Raw genomic sequence first — 19146 nt, forward strand, 5'->3', positions numbered from 1 at the left:
CCTAAGTGCCGAACAAGTAGCAAGTGGAGACTCACGTTAAATGTTGACGTTTTTGCGCCGACTTCTGCTGACTGCCACCGCCCTTGGCGTGCTGACCAGCCCAGCCTTTGCCGCCGGCACCTCTTCGCCGGTTCTGTACACCAGCCTCGCCCACGCCGCGCCGGAACTCAATCCCCAGGCGCTGAAAGGTGCCTTGAACGCCATGCAATGTGCGATCAACAACGGCGCGAAGCAGTCCCGTCACCTGGCGATCATCGACTATTCGCAGCCGTCCACCGAGCGCCGGTTGTGGATCTTCGACCTGACCCGGAAAAAACTGGTGCTGCGCGATCTGGTCGCCCACGGCTCGAACTCCGGGGAAAACTTCGCCACCCGGTTTTCCAACCGTGAAGGCAGTTTCCAGTCCAGCCTCGGCCTGTTCCGCACCCAGGAAAGTTACCAGGGCACCCACGGCTACTCGCTGCGCATGGACGGTCTGGAACCGGGCATCAACGACATGGCCCGTGACCGCGCCATCGTGATCCACGCCGCCGACTACGTGAACCCGTTCTGGAGCAAACGTACCGGCCGTCTGGGCCGCAGCCAGGGTTGCCCGGCCGTGCGACCGCAGGTTGCCAAACGGGTGATCGACAGTCTGAAGAATGGCCAATTCATGTTCTCCTGGTACCCGGATCAGCAGTGGCTGAAATCCTCGCCGTACCTCAACTGCCAGCCACAACAGATCGCGAGCATTCTCAGCACCCACGCCAGCTGAATACTCTGTGGGAGTGCGCTGGCTCCCACAGGTTCGGTTTATTACAGATTTGTCATCGAGTTGTCGGTTTGCCGAGCGGATCGCCCGGTAGCTTGAAGTTGTCCCGGCCAGAACGCCGATCAACTTCAACGACTCGAGTGACCCATCATGAAAACCCTGATACTCGCTTTCACCGCCCTCCTCGCCACCGGTTCCGTGTTCGCCGCACCCGCGCCGGACACTGCCGTCATTCATGACAAAACCGGCTTCTTCGTGCACCTGGATGTCGACAAAGTCCTCTCCAGCACCGATATTTCCCAGGCCTGCGGCGTGATCCCCGCGCAGCTCGACTACCTCGACCACCAGGGCCGTGAACATGTGCTGGACTACCAAGTGCAAGGCAGCGGCTGCACCAACGACCATTGAGGCGCAGTAGCCATGAATATCCTTGTTGTCGAAGACGAACCGAAGGCCGGCAATTATTTGCTCAACGGCTTGCAGGAACTGGGCTACAGCGTGAGCCTGGCCCGGGACGGCGCCGACGGTCTGCACCTGGCGCTGGAATTCGACTTCGATGTGATCGTGCTGGACGTGATGATGCCGAAAATGGACGGCTGGGAAGTCCTGCGCCGGCTGCGCAAGGAAACCGACACGCCGGTGCTGTTCCTCACCGCCCGCGACGACATCGCCGACCGGGTCAAGGGCCTGGAGCTGGGCGCCGACGACTACCTGATCAAGCCGTTTTCCTTCGCTGAACTGGTGGCGCGCCTGCGCACCCTGACCCGGCGTGGGCCGATCCATGAAGAGGAGCAATTGCAGGTGGCCGACCTGCAGATCGACGTGCTCAAGCGTCGGGTCACCCGGGCCGGCAACCGGATCACCCTGACCAACAAGGAATTCGCCCTGCTGCAACTGTTTGCCGCCCACACCGGGCAAGTGCTGTCGCGTTCGCTGATCGCCTCGCGGGTGTGGGACATGAATTTCGACAGTGACACCAATGTGGTCGATGTCGCCGTGCGCCGCCTGCGGGCGAAGATCGACGATCCGTTCCCGCTCAAGCTGATTCACAGCGTGCGTGGCATCGGCTACCGCTTCGATACCCAGCCATGAAAATCGCCGGCACTTATTCCCTGACCTTGCGTCTGGCGCTGGTCTTCGCCGTGCTCGCCTTTGCCGCGCTGGGAGGCCTGGGCGCGGCGCTGTACAACCAACTGGAAGCAGCTCTGATTCGCCGCGATGACATCCAGTTGGTCAGTCGCGTCGATCAGTTGCGCACCTTCCTCAACGACAGCAACACCCTGGAACTGATCAAGAACAAGCCGGCGCTGTTTCAGAACATGCTCGGCAACCGCGAAGCCTTGCTGACCATCGGCGCACCCGGCCAGCCGCCGTTGCTGGTGGTCAACCCCGGCAACCTCGCCACCCCGAACTTGCCCGCCGTACCGATCGATCATCCGATGGCCCTGAGCGATGTACAGCACTTGCCGAGCGTCGACGGTGTGCCGTTTTCGGCGGTGGCGGCGACCATCGACTCGGGCGATCTGGGCAACCTGCAGGTGCTCACCGGACGCCTGATGACCGAGCGCACGGCAATGCTCGCCAATTACCGGCTCAGCGTGTACGGCCTCGCGTCATTGGCCGCGATTGTGCTGGCGCTGGTCGGCTGTCTGCTGGTGTATCGCGGCCTGCTGCCGTTGCGGCGGATGGCCCGACATGCCCACGGGATCGGCATCGCCAACCTTGGCGAACGCCTCGACCGCCAAGGCACGCCGAAGGAATTGCAGCCGATGATCGAAGCCTTCAACGCGATGCTGGACCGGCTCGATCGAGGGGTTGCGCAACTCAGTCAGGTCTCCACCGACATGGCCCACGAACTGCGCACGCCGATCAACAACCTGCTCGGTGAAACCCAGGTTGCCTTGCAACAGAACCGCAGCGTCGACGCCTATCAGCAGTTGCTGGCCTCCAACGTCGAAGAACTCGAACGGCTGGCGCGGATGCTCGACAACATGCTGTTTCTCGCCCGCACCGACCCGGCCAGCGCGCTGAGCCAGCGGCAGGAGCTGGACGCCAGCGATGAGATGCAACGCATTGCCGATTACTTCGAAGGATTGGCGGCGGATGTCGGCGTCACCATCGAGGCCAGTGGCAGCGGCGTGATCTGGGCCGAGCCGATGCTGCTGCGGCGGGCCCTGGCCAACCTGTGCGCCAACGCGATCAAGTACGGCGCGGCGGACTCGACGTTGCAGGTCGAAGCCATCGCTGAAGCGGACGGCAGCTACCTGCGGGTACGCAACCAGGGCACGACCATTCCTGCCGAACACCTGTCGCGACTGTTCGAACGCTTCTACCGCGTCGATCCTTCCCGCGAGCGTTCGGCCCAGTCCAACGGACTGGGCCTGTCGATTGTCGCGACCATCATGCAGTTGCATCAGGGTCGCTACAGCGTCAGCAGCGCTGATGGCATCACCTGCTTTGAACTGTTCTTTCCGGCACGGGAGACGCGAGACGCAGGTGCGTGAAGGCGCCGAGCGCAGACGCCGCGAACATCAACGCCGTAGCCACACCGAAGGTCATGTGCAAGCCGCCTGCGATGACCGCGGCCGGCGCCTCAGTCGGATCGTCCGTGGCCAGTGCAAACACCGCGCCCATCGCCGCCGCCCCGGTGATCAAGCCCAGATTGCGCGACAGCCCGAGCATGGCCGAGACCACACCGCGCTGATCCTGAGCAACGCCGGACATCAACCCGGTGTTGTTGGCGGCCTGGAACAGCGCGTAACTCAAGGCCACCACCGTGATCGGCAGCACGTATGCAAGCACTCCGAAACTCACCGGAAACAGCGCCAAGAGACCACACCCGCAAGCCAGGCCGAACAACGCACCCGGCACCATCCGCCGCGCGCCGAAACGATCCACCAGCCGCCCGGCCGGTACGCCGCTGAACGCCGCCAGCAACGGCCCGATCGACAACACCAGTCCTACCTGCGTGCTGGTGAGACCCAGGCCTCGGCTCAGGTAAAACGGCCCGACCACCAGCGTGGTCATCATCACCGTCGTGACCAGCAAGGTCAGCGCCAGACTGCTGCTGATTCGCGTGTCGGTGAACAATGACAGATGAATCAGCGGCGCCTTGCTCCGCTTCTCGACCAGAATGAACAAACCCACGCCCAACAGGCTGAGCAACAGCAACGTCGGGGTGAATCCATCAACCGTCATCGCCAGTGCATAGGCCGCCAGCGTCAGCATCAATACGGCTGTGCCGGGATAATCAAATGCAACACCCGAGCGCACGCTCCGATCCTTCGGCAGATAGCGATACACCAGCCACGCATTGAGCAATCCCAACGGCACGTTGATCACAAAAATCGACTGCCAGCCGACATGCGCCATCAACAGCCCGCCGAGCGACGGCCCGAGGGTGGTGCCGGTGGCCGACATCGTGGCCAGCAATCCCATCGCACTGCCGGCCCGGGACTTGGGCACCGCATCGGCGACCAGCGCCACCGTCAGCGCAAACATGATTGCCGCGCCAAGGCCTTGCACCGCCCGCGCACCGATCAGCCAGGCCAGGCTCGGCGCCAGTGCGCAGACCAGCGAAGCGGCGGTAAAAATGCCGATGCCGATCAACAACAAGCGCCGCCGCCCGAACCCGTCACCCAACCGCCCGACGCTGACAATCAAGGTAGTGACCGCCAGCAGGTAGGCCAGAACGATCCATTGCACCTGTTGAAACGTCGCATCGAATGCCGCCGCCAGCGTGGGCAATCCGGCGTTGGCGATGCTGGTATCCAGCGACGGCATGAGCATCGACAGCGCCAGACTGATCAGCGCCCAGCGGGCTGAAGGGCTCAGGGGTTCTCGGTGCATGGGGGGCTCACAGGGCAAAGGTCATGCGACATAGCCTGAGCCTCGACAATACAAGGCGCAAGACGCATGCTTTGCACTTGATACCTGCATGGAACGCCATGTCATGAATGCACCGGATCTGAACCTGTTGATCACCCTCGACGTGCTCCTGAGCGAAGGCAGCGTCGCCCGCGCCGCCGAACGCCTGCGTCTGAGCCCTTCCGCCATGAGCCGCGCATTGGCCCGGCTGCGGGAAACCACCGGCGATCCGCTGCTGGTGCGCGCCGGCCGAGGACTGGTGCCGACCCCGCGTGCGCTGGAGCTGCGCGACCGGGTCAGTTATCTGGTGCAGGAAGCCGAAGCGGTTTTGCGCCCGGCAGAAGTGCTCGATCCCGGCCAGTTGCGGCGCACCTTCACCCTGCGCAACACCGACGGTTTTGTCGAAACCTTCGCCGCCGCTCTGCTCGCCCGCATCGCCGAAGAGGCCCCCGGCGTGCGCCTGCGCTTTGTGCAAAAAGCCGACAAGGACAGCACGCTGTTGCGCGAAGGCCGGGTGGACCTGGAAACCGGCGTGGTCGACGACAGCACCGACCCGACGCTGCACAGCCGCATCCTATTCCGCGATCAGTGGATCGGAGTGGTGCGTGAAGGACATCCGCTGAGCAGCGGCAAGGTCAGCGCCAAACGCTTTGCTGCAGGCCAGCACATTCTGGTGTCACGGCGCGGGCGCAGCAGCGGACCGGTGGACGAGGCATTGCTCGCCTTCGGGCTGACGCGGGATATCGTCACCTCGTTCGGCGGATTTTCGGCGGCGCTGACGCTGGTCCGTGAATCGGATCTGATCGCCACCGTTCCGGAACGTCACACCAGCAAACTGCGCACGGGCCTGCACAGCTTCGCCCTGCCCTTGCGTATGCCGGATATCAGCGTGTCGATGCTTTGGCACCCGCGCATGGACGCCGACCCGGCGCACCGCTGGTTGCGCCATTGTGTGCGCGAAGTCTGCGCCTAACGCGCATCCCCGCCCGCGGGTTTGTAGAACAGGAATTTCCTGGTCTCGGCGGTTTTTCTGTATTCCTTGGCCCAGCTCGGATGTACGTTGCGGTCGTGGAAGTACAGCGCGCCGTGAGTGCGATCGGTGAGCTGACGGTTCAGGGCCTTGCCGGCGATTTCCTTGGCCAGCGCGTATTCGGCATCTTCCTTGACCTGATCCGGACGCCCGTCGCACCACCAGGAAAACTGGCAACTCTTGCTTTCCGAGCCCTGCTTGACAACCTCGCACACCGTGCCTGGAAAGCCGTCATGCCCGAGGCGATTCATCACCACACTGGCCACGCCTTCCATGTCGGCATTGTCCTTGCCCTTGGCTTCCCAATAGATGCTGCGCGCCAGACAGGTGATCGGATCGTCCAGCGGTGCGGCGCCGGCGGGGTCGACCGCCTGTGCTTCGGTCGGGGTGATGGCTTCGGATTTGGGTGCCGGAGGTGCGTCGGGTTTGTCGGCGGCCTTCTCTTCCAGAACCTCGGCTTTCGCCTCGGCCTTTTCCTTGATCGGCGCCTGATCGGTGGCCAGCGCAGCACCGCTCAGCAGGGTCAACGCAAGACAGCAAAGCAACCCGTTCAATCCCATGATCATTCTTCCGGCAGGGCCCGATGCGGGCGAAGTGTTACGTGGTTGAGACGCCCGGTTTCCGGGGTCTTCGCGAAGTGTAGACGGCAAATTGCACGGAATCGTTCGGCAGAAAAATCCGCGTTGTGAAGAAAAAGACATTGCACGAACCGGGGCCCTTTCGCGCATGATGAGCGCACTCAGCCCAAGGGAGATTTCCATGCGCTTCATGCCATCCGTTCTGCGACTCGCCGCGTTGTCCGTGGGCCTGGCGCTGGCCACTTCGGCCATGGCCACCGATGAGTCGCAATTGATCGAATCGATCAACAGCTACCGCAGCCAGCCGCAGCGTTGTGGCAGCCAGGCGTCCAGCGAATTGCCGCCGCTTTCGGCCGATCCGCGCCTGATTCTGCCGGCCAGCGGCGTGGTGGATTTGCAGCAGGCGATGTCCAGCGCTCGCTACCCGATGGTCAACGTGCAGGCGATCACCCTGAACGGGCCACGGGATGCGGCGTCGGCGATGAAGGCGATTCAGGAAAGCTTCTGTCAGGTGGTGCTGGATCCGCAGTTCGTCGATATCGGCGTCAGCCGCGCTGATCGTGACTGGCGCATCACCCTCGCCCGGCCACTGCTGTCCGCCCGCCTCGGCGACGGTCAGGCTGAAGGCCAGAAACTCCTCGAGCAACTCAACGCCGCCCGCGCCCAGCCGCGCCAGTGCGGCGGTCAGGCCTTCGCAGCGACTGCGCCGCTGGCATGGAACGCGGTGCTCGGCGGCGTTGCCCAGGAACACAGCCGCGAGATGGCCAACAACAATTATTTCGACCACAAGGACCGCAACGGCGGCACTCCCGGCGACCGCGCGGAACTGGCCGGTTACAGCGGTCAGCAGGTCGGCGAGAACATTGCCGCCGGGCAGGACACTGTGCAGAAGGTCGTCGCCGGCTGGCTCGCCAGCCCCGGTCATTGCGCCAACCTGATGAACCCTCATTATCGTGAGCTTGGCGCTGCCTACGCAGTCGATCCGAAGAGCAGTGCCGGGATTTACTGGACTGCGATGTTTGGCGGCGAATGATGACTTGAATCCACCGCTACCCTTGTGGGAGCGAGCCTGCTCGCGATGAGGCCATCACATCTTCATAGACTGAAAGATCGCTATCGCCAGCAGGCTGGCTCCCACAGGGGGTGTGCAGGAATGCAAAATGCAGGCAATAAAAAACCGGAGCCCATATCAGGCTCCGGTTTTTTATGGTCAGTGGGTTCTCATTCCCGCTGCATACATCGCCAGCTTCAGCAGGCTCGCCACCACCGCCAGCGACACCACGCTGCCGGACCAGATCAGCAGCAGCCAGCCCAGACGCTTGTGCCAGGGGCTGGATTTCACCTCACGCGAATCAATGGTAGCCATCGCCGATCCTCACTTTGCCGCGGAACACGTAGTAGCTCCAGAAGGTGTACATCAGGATCACCGGCAGGATGAACAGCGCGCCGATCAGGGCGAACAGCTGGCTGGTGGCCGGTGAAGCCGCCGCCCACAGGCTGACCGACGGCGGGATGATGTTCGGCCAGATGCTCAGCGCCAGGCCGATGTAACCGAGGAACATCAGCACCAGGGTGAACACGAACGGCCAGTGGGTGTGCCGCTGACGCAACGAACGCAACAGCCCGAACAGCGCCAGCACCGCCAACACCACCAGCCCGGCGAACACGGTCAGGTGCGCATGGTTGAACCAGCGGCTGGCCAGTTCCGGGTGCAGTTGCAACGTCCACGCGCCGATCACCACCACCATCGCCAACAACAGCCACGCCAGTGGACGGCTGTAGTGACGCATCCGCGATTCGAGCATGCCTTCGGTCTTGACCAGCAGCCAGGTACTGCCGAGCAAGGCGTAAGCAATCACCAGACCGACGCCGCAAACCAGCGGAAATGGCGCCAGCCAGTCGAGACCGCCACCGGCAAACTGCCGATCCACCACCGGAATTCCCGACACATACGCGCCGATCACCACGCCCTGGGAGAACGTCGCCAGCAGCGAACCGCCAATGAACGCCCAGTCCCACAGATGACGTTTTTCAGCCGGCGCCTTGAAGCGAAACTCAAACGGCACACCGCGGAAAATCAGCCCCGCGAGCATGAAGATCAGCGGCAGATACAACGCCTCCAGAATCACTCCGTAAGCCAGCGGAAACGCGCCGTACAACGCCGCGCCGCCGAGCACCAGCCAGGTTTCGTTGCCGTCCCACACCGGTGCGACGGTGTTCATCATCACGTCGCGTTCCTGCTCGTCGCTGATCATCGGGAACAGGATCCCGAGGCCCAGATCGAAACCGTCCATGATCACGTACATCATCACCCCGAAGGCAATGATCACGCCCCAGATCAACGAGAGATCGATACCTTGAATACCCATGACTCAACGCTCCTTTATCAGTGGATCCGGGTCGCGGATTCGAGGTTGTCGGTAACCGCCGAAAGTGGCCGGCGCGGGGTCTGCAGCTGAGTGCCTTCGGGCGGATGTTCGTGGTGCGGCTGCGGGCCCTTGCTCACCAGTTTCATCATGTAGCCGATGCCCACGGTGAACACTGAGCAGTAGATGACGACGAACAGCGCCAGCGAGGTGCTCATCTGCGCCACCGAGTGATGGGACGCGGCGTCATGGGTGCGCATCAGGCCGTAAACCACCCACGGCTGACGCCCGACTTCGGTGGTGATCCAACCCGCCAGCAGCGCGATCAGACCGCTCGGCCCCATCAGCAGCACCAGCCGCTGGAAGCCGCGATGCCGGTAGACCTTGCCGTTGCGCCGCAACGCCAGACCCACCACACCGACGAGGATCATCAACATCCCAAGCCCGGCCATCACGCGGAAGCTCCAGAAAATCACGGTCGAGTTCGGCCGGTCTTCTTTCGGGAAGTTCTTGAGCGCCGGGATCTGCTTGTCGAGGCTGTGGGTGAGGATCAGGCTGCCGAGGTACGGAATCTCGATCGCGTATTTGGTCTTCTCCGCCTGCATGTCCGGGATGCCGAACAGCACCAGCGGGGTCGGCCCGTTGTCGGCGTTTTCCCAGTGTCCTTCGATGGCGGCGATCTTCGCCGGTTGATGTTCCAGGGTGTTCAAGCCATGGGCGTCACCGACCACCGCTTGAATCGGCGCCACGATCAGCGCCATCCACAGCGCCATGGAAAACATCTTGCGCACCGGTCGGGTGTCATTGCCGCGCAGCAAATGCCAGGCTGCCGAAGCGCCGACGAAGAACGCTGTGGCAACGAACGCGGCAATCGCCATGTGCGCCAGCCGGAACGGGAACGACGGGTTGAACACGATCGCCAGCCAGTCAACCGGCATCACCCGGCCGTCGACGATTTCGAAACCCTGCGGGGTTTGCATCCAGCTGTTGGAGGCGAGAATCCAGAAGGTCGAGATCAGCGTGCCGATGGCGACCATCACCGTGGCGAAGAAGTGCAATCCACGACCCACACGGTTCCAGCCGAACAGCATCACCCCGAGGAACCCGGCCTCAAGGAAGAACGCGGTCAGCACTTCATAGGTCAGCAACGGCCCGGTGACGCTGCCGGCGAAGTCGGAAAACCCGCTCCAGTTGGTGCCGAACTGGTACGCCATGACCAGCCCCGACACCACGCCCATGCCGAAGTTGACGGCGAAGATCTTCGACCAGAAATGGTAGAGATCGCGGTAAGTGTCGTTACGGGTTTTCAGCCACAGGCCTTCGAGCACCGCCAGGAAACTCGCCAGGCCAATGGTGATCGCCGGGAAGATGATGTGGAACGAAACCGTGAACGCGAATTGAATTCGCGCCAGGTCCAGTGCCTCCAGGTTGAACATGATGATGTCCTCATCAAGGCTGAAAAGCGGCAGCACACGGCCGGGCCACCGCCAGGCGCGAACGCCTGCAGCCAGTCAAATTGCAGAAGGGTTGGATCGCGTGGGTCGGTCAGGCCACCGACGACGGGATCAGGTTGCTCGCCTCGGCCGCTTCGAGGCGGATCGCCACGAATTTCGAGGTTGGCGTGTAGGTGCGGTCGCCGTAGCTTTCCAGCGGCACCAGCGGATTGGTTTCCGGGTAGTACGCGGCAGCCTGCCCGGCCGGAATGTCGTAGGCGATCAGGGTGAAACCACTGACCCGACGCTCACGCTCGTCATCCCACAGCGCCACCAGATCAACCTTCTGCCCCGGTTCAAAACCGAGCCGGCGGATGTCCTGTTCGTTGGCGAACACCACGTCGCGCATGCCGTAAACCCCGCGATAACGGTCGTCGAGGCCGTACAGCGTGGTGTTGTACTGATCGTGGGACCGCATGGTTTGCAGGATCAGATGCGGTTTGACCGGCAGGCTGCGCACGCCTTCGCTGATCAAATGCTCCGGCAGCACGCACGGAGTGAACTGGGCTTTACCGGATTCAGTGTTCCAGACCCGGTCGGAGGCGTTGTTGCCGAGGTGGAAACCACCGGGGATCAGCAGCTTCTCGTTGAAATTCTCGAAGCCCGGAATCACGTCGGCGATCAGGTTGCGGATACGCCCATAGTCACCCACCGCCCATTCCCAGTCGATCGGGTGTTTGCCCAATGTGGCGGCGGCAATCCCGGCAATGATCGCCGGCTCGGATTTCAGGTGCGCCGACTTCGGCTTCAGTTGGCCGAACGACAAGTGCACCATGCTGAAGGTGTCTTCCACCGTTACGCCTTGCGGGCCTTCGGCCTGGACGTCGATGTCGGTACGGCCCAGGCACGGCAGGATCAGCGCATCACGCCCGGTCACCAGATGGCTGCGGTTGAGTTTGGTCGAGATGTGCACGCTCAGGTCGAGTTTGCGCATCGCGGCGTGGGTGCGCGGGGTGTCCGGCGTAGCTTGAGCGAAGTTGCCGCCGAGCCCGATAAACACCTTGGCTTCGCCACGTTCCATGGCACCAATGGCCATGACCGTGTTGTGGCCGTGCATCCGCGGCACCTTGAAGTTGAGCCGTTTTTCCAGGGCGTCCATCAGCTCGGTCGGGGCCAGTTCGTTGATGCCCATGGTGCGGTCGCCCTGCACGTTACTGTGGCCGCGCACCGGCGACAGCCCGGCGCCCGGACGGCCGACATTGCCGCGCAGCAGTTGCAGGTTGATGACTTCCTGCAGGGTCGGCACCGAGTGCACGTGCTGGGTCAGGCCCATGGCCCAGCACATGATCACGCTCTTGGCGCGGGCGTACATGCGCGCTGCCAGTTCGATGTCATGCAGCGGCACGCCGGACTGCTCGACGATGTGCTCCCAGTTCGTGGCATCGACTTCGGCCAGGTAGCTGTCGAGACCCGACGTGTGCTCGGCAATGAAGGCGTGATCGAACACCGGTTCGCCGCCGGTAGCCTGGGCTTCGCGCTCCCACTCCAGCAGGAACTTGGCCATGCCGCGAATCATCGCCATGTCGCCGCCCAAGGCCGGACGGAAATACGCGGTGTTGGTCGCTTCCCAGCCGTTGCTGAGCATTTCGATCGGGTTCTGCGGATTCTGGAATCGCTCCAGCCCACGCTCTTTCAGCGGGTTGATGCACACCACTTGCGCGCCACGCTTCACCGCCTCTCGCAACGGTTCGAGCATGCGCGGGTGGTTGGTGCCGGGGTTCTGGCCGATGACGAAAATCGCGTCGGCGTGGTGCAGGTCTTCATAGACCACCGTGCCTTTGCCGACGCCGAGGCTCTCGCCCATGCTCACCGCACTGGCTTCGTGGCACATGTTCGAGCAGTCCGGGAAGTTGTTGGTGCCGTAGGCGCGGACGAACAACTGATAGAGAAACGCCGCTTCGTTGCTGGCACGACCCGAGGTGTAGAACTCGGCCTCGTGGGGCGATTTCAGGCCTTTGAGGTGTTTGGCGATCAGCGCGAAGGCATCGTCCCAGGTAGTTTCCACATAGCGGTCGACCCGCGCGTCGTAGCGCATCGGATGGGTGATCCGGCCCTGATACTCAAGCCAGTAATCGCTTTGCTCGGCCAGGGTCGAGACTGTGTACTTGTTGAAGAACGCCGGATCGACCAGGCGGCCGGTGGCTTCCCAGTTCACCGCTTTGGCGCCGTTCTCGCAGAACTTCAGCATGCTCGCGCCGGGCGCTTCACCCCAGGCGCAACCGGGGCAGTCGAAGCCGCCGTTCTGGTTGGTCTTGAGCATGGCGCGGATGTTTTTCAGGGCGTTTTCACTGCCCAGCCAGTTCTTGGTGAGGCTGATCACAGCGCCCCAACCCGCAGCGGCGCCCTTGTAGGGTTTGTAACGGTCGACTTGTGACATGGGACTTCTCCATGACGATGCACACAGGCAAAAACCTGATCGGGTTTAAACAGCGACGACTGACTTTCAAGTTAAAAAGCGGTCGTTTCGTTTGACGGGGCCAAGGATAGGAACCGCTGCAAAAACTTGTCTAATCGCTATTAATGACTGCGTTATCGAAAGCATCTATCACGGACTTAAACCCTTTAAATACGGGCACTTGCAAAACTAAGAAGGGAAAAACAGCAAATAATTATTTCATCATCGACAGCATCAATCGGCCGGTAATCAAGAGTGATTGGACGCAGTCTCAAGTTGCTCATAACCTGCGCCGACCCAATCCCTTCAATAGCGGATTTCACCCAAGCGAGGCTGTCATGTCAGAGCGCGTCTTGATCGATGGTTACAACCGCCGCGTCGACTACCTGCGCATGTCGGTCACCGACCGCTGCGACTTTCGCTGCGTGTATTGCATGGCCGAAGACATGCAGTTTTTGCCGCGCCAACGGGTGCTGACGCTGGAGGAGATCTATCAACTGGCGCAGAGCTTCGTTGCGCTGGGCACCCGCAAGATTCGCCTGACTGGCGGCGAGCCGCTGATTCGCCCGGGCGTCGTCGGCTTGTGCAAGCAGATCGCCGCCCTGCCCGGCCTGCGCGAACTGTGCCTGACCACCAACGGCTCGCAGCTCGGCAAACTCGCCAGTCCGCTGTTCGACGCCGGGGTCAAACGCCTCAACGTCAGTCTCGACAGTCTTGATGCCGAGCGCTTCAAGCAGATGACCCGCACCGGTGACCTGGCCCAGGTGATCGACGGCATCGACGCCGCGCGCGCCGCCGGATTTACCCGCACTAAACTCAACTGCGTGGTGATGCAGGGCCGCAACGATCACGAGATCAACGATCTGGTGCAGTTCGCCATCGAACGGGATCTGGACATTTCCTTCATCGAGGAAATGCCGCTGGGGATCATCAGCGAACACAGCCGCGCCGAGTCGTTCTTTTCCAGCACCCAGGTGCGCGAAAAGATCGCCGAGCGCTACACCCTGATCGACTCCGCCGAATCGACCCAGGGCCCGTCGCGCTACTGGCGGCTGGCCGAAGCGCCGCACATCCGGCTGGGGTTCATTTCGCCCCACAGCCACAACTTCTGCGGCACCTGCAATCGGGTGCGGCTGACCGTCGAGGGGCGTTTGCTACTGTGTCTGGGGAACGAGCATTCGGTGGATCTGAAAGCGGTGCTGCGCGCTCATCCAGGTCAACCGGAGCGGCTTGAGAAAGCCATCATCGAAGCGATGAAACTCAAGCCTTACCGGCACAACTTTGAAGTGAACGACGACGTGCAAGTGGTGCGCTTCATGAACATGACCGGCGGCTGATCCGCCACGTTTGCAAGGCAGAGAGCCGCATGATCATCCGACCCAGGGTCAATCAATTCGCCATTCTCTTCACCCTCAAGGGCTCGATCGCCAAGCGCATCGCCCTGCGCGCCCTGATGGTCACGCTGCTGGCGTCGGCCATCGTGCTGGTGGAAATGCTCCATCCGAGCAACTTCACCAAGGTCAACGCCACGCCGTTCACACTGCTCGGCCTGTCGCTGTCGATCTTCATGAATTTTCGCAACAACGCCTGCTACGACCGCTGGTACGAAGCACGCAAGGCCTGGGGTGAAGTGATCGTGCATGTGCGCTCGGTGATCCGCGAGACCCATGTGATCCGCGAATCGGCCCAGCGTCGCCTGTTGCTGCTCAACCTCGCTGGTTTCGCCCACGCGCTGAATGCGCGCTTGCGCCGGGAAGACGAAGCCGCCGCCAGTGCCGAGTGGATCACCCCGCAACACGACGCACAGGTGCCGGACTACAGCGGGCGGATCCTGCAAACCGTCGGTCAGCAATGCTCCGATCTGCATGAGGCGGGCGTTCTCAGTGAATGGCGCTACATGCTGCTGGCCAATCACCTGACCAGCCTGACCCAGGCGCAGGCCGTGTGCGAGCGGATCAAAAACACACCGCTGCCCTTCCCGTACACCTTGCTGCTGCATCGCACGATTTACCTGTTCTGCATCCTGCTGCCGTTCGCCATGGCCGAACCGCTGGGGTGGCTGACGCCGCTGTTCACGGCGATTGTCAGCTACACCTTCTTCGGCCTGGATGCGATTGCCGATGAACTGGAAGACCCGTTCGGCCGGGATGAAAACGATTTGCCGACCGATGCGCTGGTGCGGGGTATCGAGCGGGATATTCTCTCGGAGCTGGGGACTGAGCCGTTGCCGCCGGCGCTGAAACCGGTGGACTACGTCCTCAGTTAATCGACTGCCTCCCCTTCCGGGGAGGGAGACTCATCAATCCAGATGCGCCCAGGTCATGCGGAACGAAGCGCCGCCCCACGGCGAGTCGCCGACCTCAACCTGCCCGCCATGGGATTGCGACACCCGTCGCACCAGCGCCAGGCCAAGTCCGAAACCGCCCGTGCGGCGGTCGCGGCTGGCGTCCAGACGCGAGAACGGTTCGAAAATCTTCTCTCGACCGGCCAGCGGCACGCCCGGCCCGTCGTCGTTGACCTGAACTTCGTATTGATCGCCGATGCGCACCAGCGACACCTCGACCCGCTGCTCGGCATACCGGATGGCATTGCGCAGCAGATTGATCACCGCCCGCGCCATGAACCGCGGTTCGATCCGCACTTCGTCGACCCGGCAATCTACGATCAACAGCTGCACCCCGGCGGCCTCGGCTTCCAGCGCCACGCTGCCGACCACGCTGTCGAGCCAGTTGGCGGCCTGGATGTTTTCGCGGGTGATCACCGTCGCGCCGCGTTCGAGGCTGGCGTAGGTCAGCAGTTCGGAGACCATTTCTTCCAGCTCGCCGAGGTCGGCATACATGTCGGCGATCAGTTCGCGGTTCTGGCTGGCGTCCGGTTGCTGCTTGAGCTGATCGAGCTCGAACGACAACCGGGCAATCGGCGTGCGCAGTTCGTGGGAGACCGCGTTGGTCAGTTCGCGCTGATTGGCGATCAGGCCTTCGATGCGCGCCGCCATCAGGTTGAAGTGGCCGGCCAGGTCGCGGATGTTCGAGCGCTTGGACAGCTGGATCCGTACCGAGAGGTCGTTGTCGCCGAAACGCTCGGCGGCCAGCCGCAGCTTTTCCAGATCGCGCCAGTGCGGGCGAACCCAGAAGTACAGGACGATGCCCAGCAGCACCGCCAGCATCAGGTAGGCCCCGGCAATGTAGAACGGCATCAGGCTCGGCTCGGGCGGCAGCTTGATGCTGAGCAACTGCGAACCACCGTCGATGTTGCTGATGAACTGGGTGTAATCGTCGCGGATCACCAACAGATCCTGAGCCAGTTCGGCTTTTTCCTGATCGTTGAGGTTCAGTTGGTCAGCCTCGATCAGGCTCAACGTCAGCCCGTAGTGCGGCCGCAACGCCTCCAGTTGCGCCTCGCGCGCCGCGCCCTGCTGGTCGCGCATGTGTTCGACCAGCGACCAGGCCTGACCGCGCACCGCCTCGCGGTTGTAGGCCTGCATCTGGTTGTCGAGCAACGCGTTGAAGGTGTGTTCGACGGTTTGCAGCGCCGCCACCAGCCCGACGGTCATCACCAGAAACAGCCCGAGAAATAACCGCAGCATCTACAACTCCCACGCGAACGGATTGAACAGGTAACCCTTGCCCCACACGGTCTTGATGCACACCGGTTCGCGAGGGTTGTCCTTGAGTTTGTTGCGCAACTTGCTGATGTACACGTCGACGCTGCGGTTGAGGCCATCGAACGCGATGCCGCGCATGCGGTTGAGAATGTCATCGCGCGACAGGATCTTGCCGGCAGCGCTGGCCAGCAGCCACAGCAGTTCGAATTCCATGGTGGTCAGTTCGATCAGCTCGCCCGCCAGACGCACTTCGCGGCAACTGCGGTCGATGACCAGATTGCCGAATTCCAGCGAGCTGACCACACCGCTGTCCGGCACCTGCCGGCGTTGCAGGGCCCGCAGGCGTGCGAGCAGAACAGGCGGCTTGATCGGTTTGATCACGTAGTCATCGGCGCCGGACTCGAGGCCCAGAATATGGTCGAGGTCATCTTCCTTGGCCGTCAGAATAACAATCGGTGTGTCCGACACGCTGCGGATTTCCCGGCACACGTGCAGGCCGCTCTGCCCCGGCAGCATCAGGTCGAGCACCACCACTTTGGGCTTGAATTCGAGAAACGCGGCCACGGCCAGGTCGCCGCGATGCACGGTGTGCACCTCGTAGCCGTGTTGTTCGAGAAAGTGGGCGATCAGCGCGGCCAGGCGCTCATCGTCTTCCACCAGCAGGACTCTGCCAAAACCCAGGTTATCCATAACAACCGCCGCCAACCCTCAGTGAAGTGGGCGACATTATGGCGGCATTCACAGGCGAGACGCTTATTGCGGGCAGCAAAAACCGGCCACTTGGGCCGGTTTTCGCTGATGTTTCATACTCTTAAGAGTTTTTAACAATTCAGGCCGCGACAGGTACGCCACTGTGGAAACGGAATTCCTCGTCCGGCGACTCGATCAGGTCCTGCTCGGCGGCGCGGACTCTCTCGATCACCTGGGCGATGTCCTTGGCGTCACCGTACTGGTAGGCCAGTTTCAGGTAACCCTGGAAATGCCGGGCCTCGCTTTTCAGCAGGCCGAAGTAGAACTTGCCGAGTTCTTCGTCCAGATGCGGCACCAGCGCTTCGAATCGCTCGCAACTGCGCGCTTCGATAAAGGCGCCTACCACCAGGGTGTCGACCAGTTTCACCGGTTCATGGCTGCGCACCACTTTGCGCAGGCTCGAGGCATAACGGCCGGCGTGGAGCTGGCGCAGTTCGATCTTGCGTCGCTTCATGATGCGCATCACCTGCTCGTGGTGCACCAGTTCTTCCCGGGCCAGACGCGACATCATGTTGATCAGATCGACGTGGGAATGGTACTTGGCGATCAGGCTCAACGCGGTGCTGGCGGCCTTGAACTCGCAGTTCTTGTGGTCGATCAGCAGGGTTTCCTGATCGGCCAGCGCGGCCTGGACCCAGGCGTCAGGCGTGCGGCAACCAAGGAATTCGTGGATTTCGGGAAGGATCATGGGGCTCACGGTCAAAAGGTGTTGGAGCGAAGGGCGCCGATTATACCGGCCTGCCCGCAGACCACCAGCGGCCTGCGTTGATATGCATCAAGTCGCAGGCACGGCAGCAGCAACTATAGTTGTGCAACGCCGTGCCTTTTCATTGCTGGAGACTCACTCATGCAAGCCATTCGCAGCATTCTGGTGGTCATCGAACCCGAACACGCGGAAAGCCTGGCGCTCAAGCGCGCCAAACTGATCGCCGGGGTGACCCAGGCCCATCTGCACCTGCTGGTCTGCGACAAGAAGCACGATCACGCCGGCATGCTCAGCGTGCTCAAGGCCGCGCTGCTGGCGGACGGCTACAGCGTCACCACCGAACAGGCGTGGAACGAGAGCCTGCACGAAACCATCATCGATGTGCAGCAGGCTGAAGGCTGCGGGCTGGTGATCAAGCAGCACTTCCCCGACAGCCCGTTGAAAAAGGCCCTGCTGACCCCGGCGGACTGGAAACTGCTGCGCCACTGCCCTACTCCGGTGCTGCTGGTGAAGACCGCCGGTTCGTGGAAGGACAAGGTGATTCTGGCAGCGGTCGACGTCGGCAATGCCGACGGCGAACACCGTCATCTGCACACCACGATCATCGACCACGGCTTCGACATCGCCAGCCTGGCCAAGGGGCATTTGCACGTGATTACCGCCCATCCGTCACCGATGCTGTCGGCCGCCGACCCGACGTTCCAGCTCAAGGAAACCATCGAGGCGCGTTATCGCGAGCAATGCCGGGCGTTTCAGGCTGAGTTCGACATCGATGACGAGCATTTGCATGTCGAGGAAGGTCCGGCGGACGTGTTGATTCCGTTCATGGCGCACAAGCTGCAGGCGGCTGTGACGGTGATTGGCACCGTGGCGCGCAGCGGTGTGTCGGGAGCGTTGATCGGTAATACGGCCGAACAGGTGCTGGATCAACTGGAAAGTGACGTGCTGGTGCTCAAGCCCCAGGAGGTTGAAGACCATTTGGTCGAGTTAGCGGTAAAGCATTAAGCATTGCGGCGCCGGTAAGGCCGTCATCGCTGGCAAGCCAGCTCCCACAGGGACTCAGGTGTGTCCAACATCGAGAGCATTACACCATCACTGCGGGAGCTGGCTTGCCAGCGATAGCAATAGGTCAGTCACCGAGGGCATCCTTGAGGAAACCGGGGGCGATGTAGCGCTGATAGTGTGCTTCCGACAGCAGGAAAAATTCCCGATCAATGGCATCGCGCAGTTCCGGCAGGTTCCAGTCGCGAAACTCCGGCAGCAATACCATTCCGTAGGCTTCCAGATTAATGATCACCCGCGCGCCCCGGGCGATCAGCTGATACGCCCAGCAATATTCCGACTGATGCGGCACGAAGCGGATCTTGCGCTGTTCCAGTTGCAGACGCAGGCGCGCCGGGTCGAAGACCTCGACCTTGCTCGCCATCACTTGTGACAGCAATTGCTCAAGACGCAGCCACACCGCACGCTTTTCTTCCTCGTTGTAACCGTTCCAATGGATCACTTCGTGGTGGAAACGCTTGCAGCCACGGCACACCAGATCACCGTAAACGGTGGAGCAGAGGCCGACGCAGGGGGTCTTGATGGTCTGATTGGGCATAAATGG

The 19146-nt window shown here is 62.1% G+C and carries 19 protein-coding genes; 9 read left to right on the top strand and 10 right to left on the bottom strand.

The window, feature by feature from the left end:
* The first annotated feature begins 40 nt into the window (after nucleotides 1–40).
* From ACTJK7_RS14805 to ACTJK7_RS14820, 4 genes are all read left to right on the top strand, one after another.
* Nucleotides 41–754 (top strand): murein L,D-transpeptidase catalytic domain family protein, encoded by a 714-nt coding sequence (locus ACTJK7_RS14805; RefSeq protein ID WP_011334749.1) that lies wholly within the window; start codon nucleotides 41–43, stop codon nucleotides 752–754.
* A 147-nt stretch (nucleotides 755–901) separates the two neighbouring features.
* Nucleotides 902–1159: a DUF2790 domain-containing protein gene (locus ACTJK7_RS14810; RefSeq protein WP_108562532.1), complete on the top strand. Its 258-nt coding sequence runs from the start codon at nucleotides 902–904 to the stop codon at nucleotides 1157–1159.
* Nucleotides 1160–1171: 12 nt separating this feature from the next.
* Nucleotides 1172–1843 carry a heavy metal response regulator transcription factor gene (locus ACTJK7_RS14815; RefSeq protein ID WP_011334751.1) on the top strand — a complete coding sequence of 224 codons (672 nt, stop codon included), beginning with the start codon at nucleotides 1172–1174 and terminating at the stop codon, nucleotides 1841–1843.
* Nucleotides 1840–3255 carry a heavy metal sensor histidine kinase gene (locus ACTJK7_RS14820; protein ID WP_440780038.1) on the top strand — a complete coding sequence of 472 codons (1416 nt, stop codon included), beginning with the start codon at nucleotides 1840–1842 and terminating at the stop codon, nucleotides 3253–3255. Before ACTJK7_RS14815 ends, ACTJK7_RS14820 begins: the two co-directional genes overlap by 4 nt.
* Here the strand turns inward: ACTJK7_RS14820 and ACTJK7_RS14825 are convergent.
* Nucleotides 3200–4600: an MFS transporter gene (locus ACTJK7_RS14825; protein ID WP_440780037.1), complete on the bottom strand. Its 1401-nt coding sequence runs from the start codon at nucleotides 4598–4600 to the stop codon at nucleotides 3200–3202. The genes ACTJK7_RS14820 and ACTJK7_RS14825 overlap by 56 nt on opposite strands.
* A gap of 103 nt (nucleotides 4601–4703) precedes the next feature.
* On the opposite strand from ACTJK7_RS14825, the gene ACTJK7_RS14830 reads away from it, so the two are divergent.
* A complete protein-coding gene (locus tag ACTJK7_RS14830) occupies nucleotides 4704–5591 on the top strand; it encodes a LysR family transcriptional regulator (protein WP_323151823.1) in 888 nt (295 codons plus the stop codon).
* Here the strand turns inward: ACTJK7_RS14830 and ACTJK7_RS14835 are convergent.
* On the bottom strand, nucleotides 5588–6208 hold the full coding sequence (locus ACTJK7_RS14835; RefSeq protein WP_041475326.1) for a cell wall hydrolase: 621 nt from the start codon (nucleotides 6206–6208) through the stop codon (nucleotides 5588–5590). The two genes, ACTJK7_RS14830 and ACTJK7_RS14835, sit on opposite strands and share 4 nt — an antisense overlap.
* Nucleotides 6209–6407: 199 nt before the next feature.
* Between ACTJK7_RS14835 and ACTJK7_RS14840 the strand changes: the two genes are divergently transcribed.
* Entirely contained in the window at nucleotides 6408–7259 is an 852-nt protein-coding gene (locus ACTJK7_RS14840) for a CAP domain-containing protein (RefSeq protein WP_440780034.1), read from the top strand.
* A 177-nt stretch (nucleotides 7260–7436) separates the two neighbouring features.
* Here ACTJK7_RS14840 and ACTJK7_RS14845 read toward each other — a convergent pair whose 3' ends face one another.
* The 4 genes from ACTJK7_RS14845 to ACTJK7_RS14860 all read right to left on the bottom strand — a co-directional run bounded on the left by ACTJK7_RS14845 (nucleotide 7437) and on the right by ACTJK7_RS14860 (nucleotide 12462).
* Nucleotides 7437–7592 carry a DUF2474 domain-containing protein gene (locus ACTJK7_RS14845; RefSeq protein WP_440780033.1) on the bottom strand — a complete coding sequence of 52 codons (156 nt, stop codon included), beginning with the start codon at nucleotides 7590–7592 and terminating at the stop codon, nucleotides 7437–7439.
* A complete protein-coding gene (gene cydB / locus ACTJK7_RS14850; RefSeq protein ID WP_440780031.1) occupies nucleotides 7579–8595 on the bottom strand; it encodes a cytochrome d ubiquinol oxidase subunit II in 1017 nt (338 codons plus the stop codon). The genes ACTJK7_RS14845 and cydB overlap by 14 nt, the downstream gene beginning before the upstream one ends.
* 17 nt (nucleotides 8596–8612) lie before the next feature.
* Nucleotides 8613–10028, bottom strand: a complete 1416-nt coding sequence (locus ACTJK7_RS14855) for a cytochrome ubiquinol oxidase subunit I (RefSeq protein WP_323151820.1) — start codon at nucleotides 10026–10028, stop codon at nucleotides 8613–8615.
* Nucleotides 10029–10137: 109 nt separating this feature from the next.
* A complete protein-coding gene (locus ACTJK7_RS14860; protein WP_440780030.1) occupies nucleotides 10138–12462 on the bottom strand; it encodes an FdhF/YdeP family oxidoreductase in 2325 nt (774 codons plus the stop codon).
* Nucleotides 12463–12818: 356 nt separating this feature from the next.
* On the opposite strand from ACTJK7_RS14860, the gene moaA reads away from it, so the two are divergent.
* Complete coding sequence (moaA, locus tag ACTJK7_RS14865; RefSeq protein ID WP_064600882.1) at nucleotides 12819–13817, top strand: GTP 3',8-cyclase MoaA; 999 nt, start codon at nucleotides 12819–12821, stop codon at nucleotides 13815–13817.
* Between the two features lie 29 nt (nucleotides 13818–13846).
* Nucleotides 13847–14746, top strand: coding sequence for a bestrophin family protein (locus ACTJK7_RS14870; protein ID WP_108562547.1), 900 nt, complete (start codon nucleotides 13847–13849; stop codon nucleotides 14744–14746).
* A gap of 33 nt (nucleotides 14747–14779) precedes the next feature.
* On the opposite strand, the gene ACTJK7_RS14875 is transcribed toward ACTJK7_RS14870, so the two are convergent.
* From ACTJK7_RS14875 to ACTJK7_RS14885, 3 genes are all read right to left on the bottom strand, one after another.
* Entirely contained in the window at nucleotides 14780–16066 is a 1287-nt protein-coding gene (locus tag ACTJK7_RS14875; protein WP_064380495.1) for an ATP-binding protein, read from the bottom strand.
* On the bottom strand, nucleotides 16067–16774 hold the full coding sequence (locus tag ACTJK7_RS14880) for a winged helix-turn-helix domain-containing protein (protein ID WP_108562549.1): 708 nt from the start codon (nucleotides 16772–16774) through the stop codon (nucleotides 16067–16069).
* Nucleotides 16775–16913: 139 nt separating this feature from the next.
* Complete coding sequence (locus ACTJK7_RS14885) at nucleotides 16914–17522, bottom strand: tRNA-(ms[2]io[6]A)-hydroxylase (RefSeq protein ID WP_011334764.1); 609 nt, start codon at nucleotides 17520–17522, stop codon at nucleotides 16914–16916.
* Nucleotides 17523–17681: 159 nt separating this feature from the next.
* Here ACTJK7_RS14885 and ACTJK7_RS14890 point away from each other — a divergent pair, with 159 nt between their 5' ends.
* The gene (locus ACTJK7_RS14890) at nucleotides 17682–18545 is read left to right on the top strand and encodes a universal stress protein (protein ID WP_011334765.1); all 864 of its coding nucleotides are present in this window, start codon (nucleotides 17682–17684) and stop codon (nucleotides 18543–18545) included.
* Between the two features lie 124 nt (nucleotides 18546–18669).
* Here the strand turns inward: ACTJK7_RS14890 and ACTJK7_RS14895 are convergent, their stop codons facing one another.
* Nucleotides 18670–19140 (bottom strand): DUF1289 domain-containing protein, encoded by a 471-nt coding sequence (locus tag ACTJK7_RS14895; RefSeq protein ID WP_039767141.1) that lies wholly within the window; start codon nucleotides 19138–19140, stop codon nucleotides 18670–18672.
* Nucleotides 19141–19146: the final 6 nt, after the last annotated feature.

The sequence above is a fragment of the Pseudomonas sp. 22085 genome, assembly GCF_052045815.1.
In the GTDB taxonomy this organism is placed as follows: Bacteria; Pseudomonadota; Gammaproteobacteria; order Pseudomonadales; family Pseudomonadaceae; genus Aquipseudomonas; species Aquipseudomonas glycinae.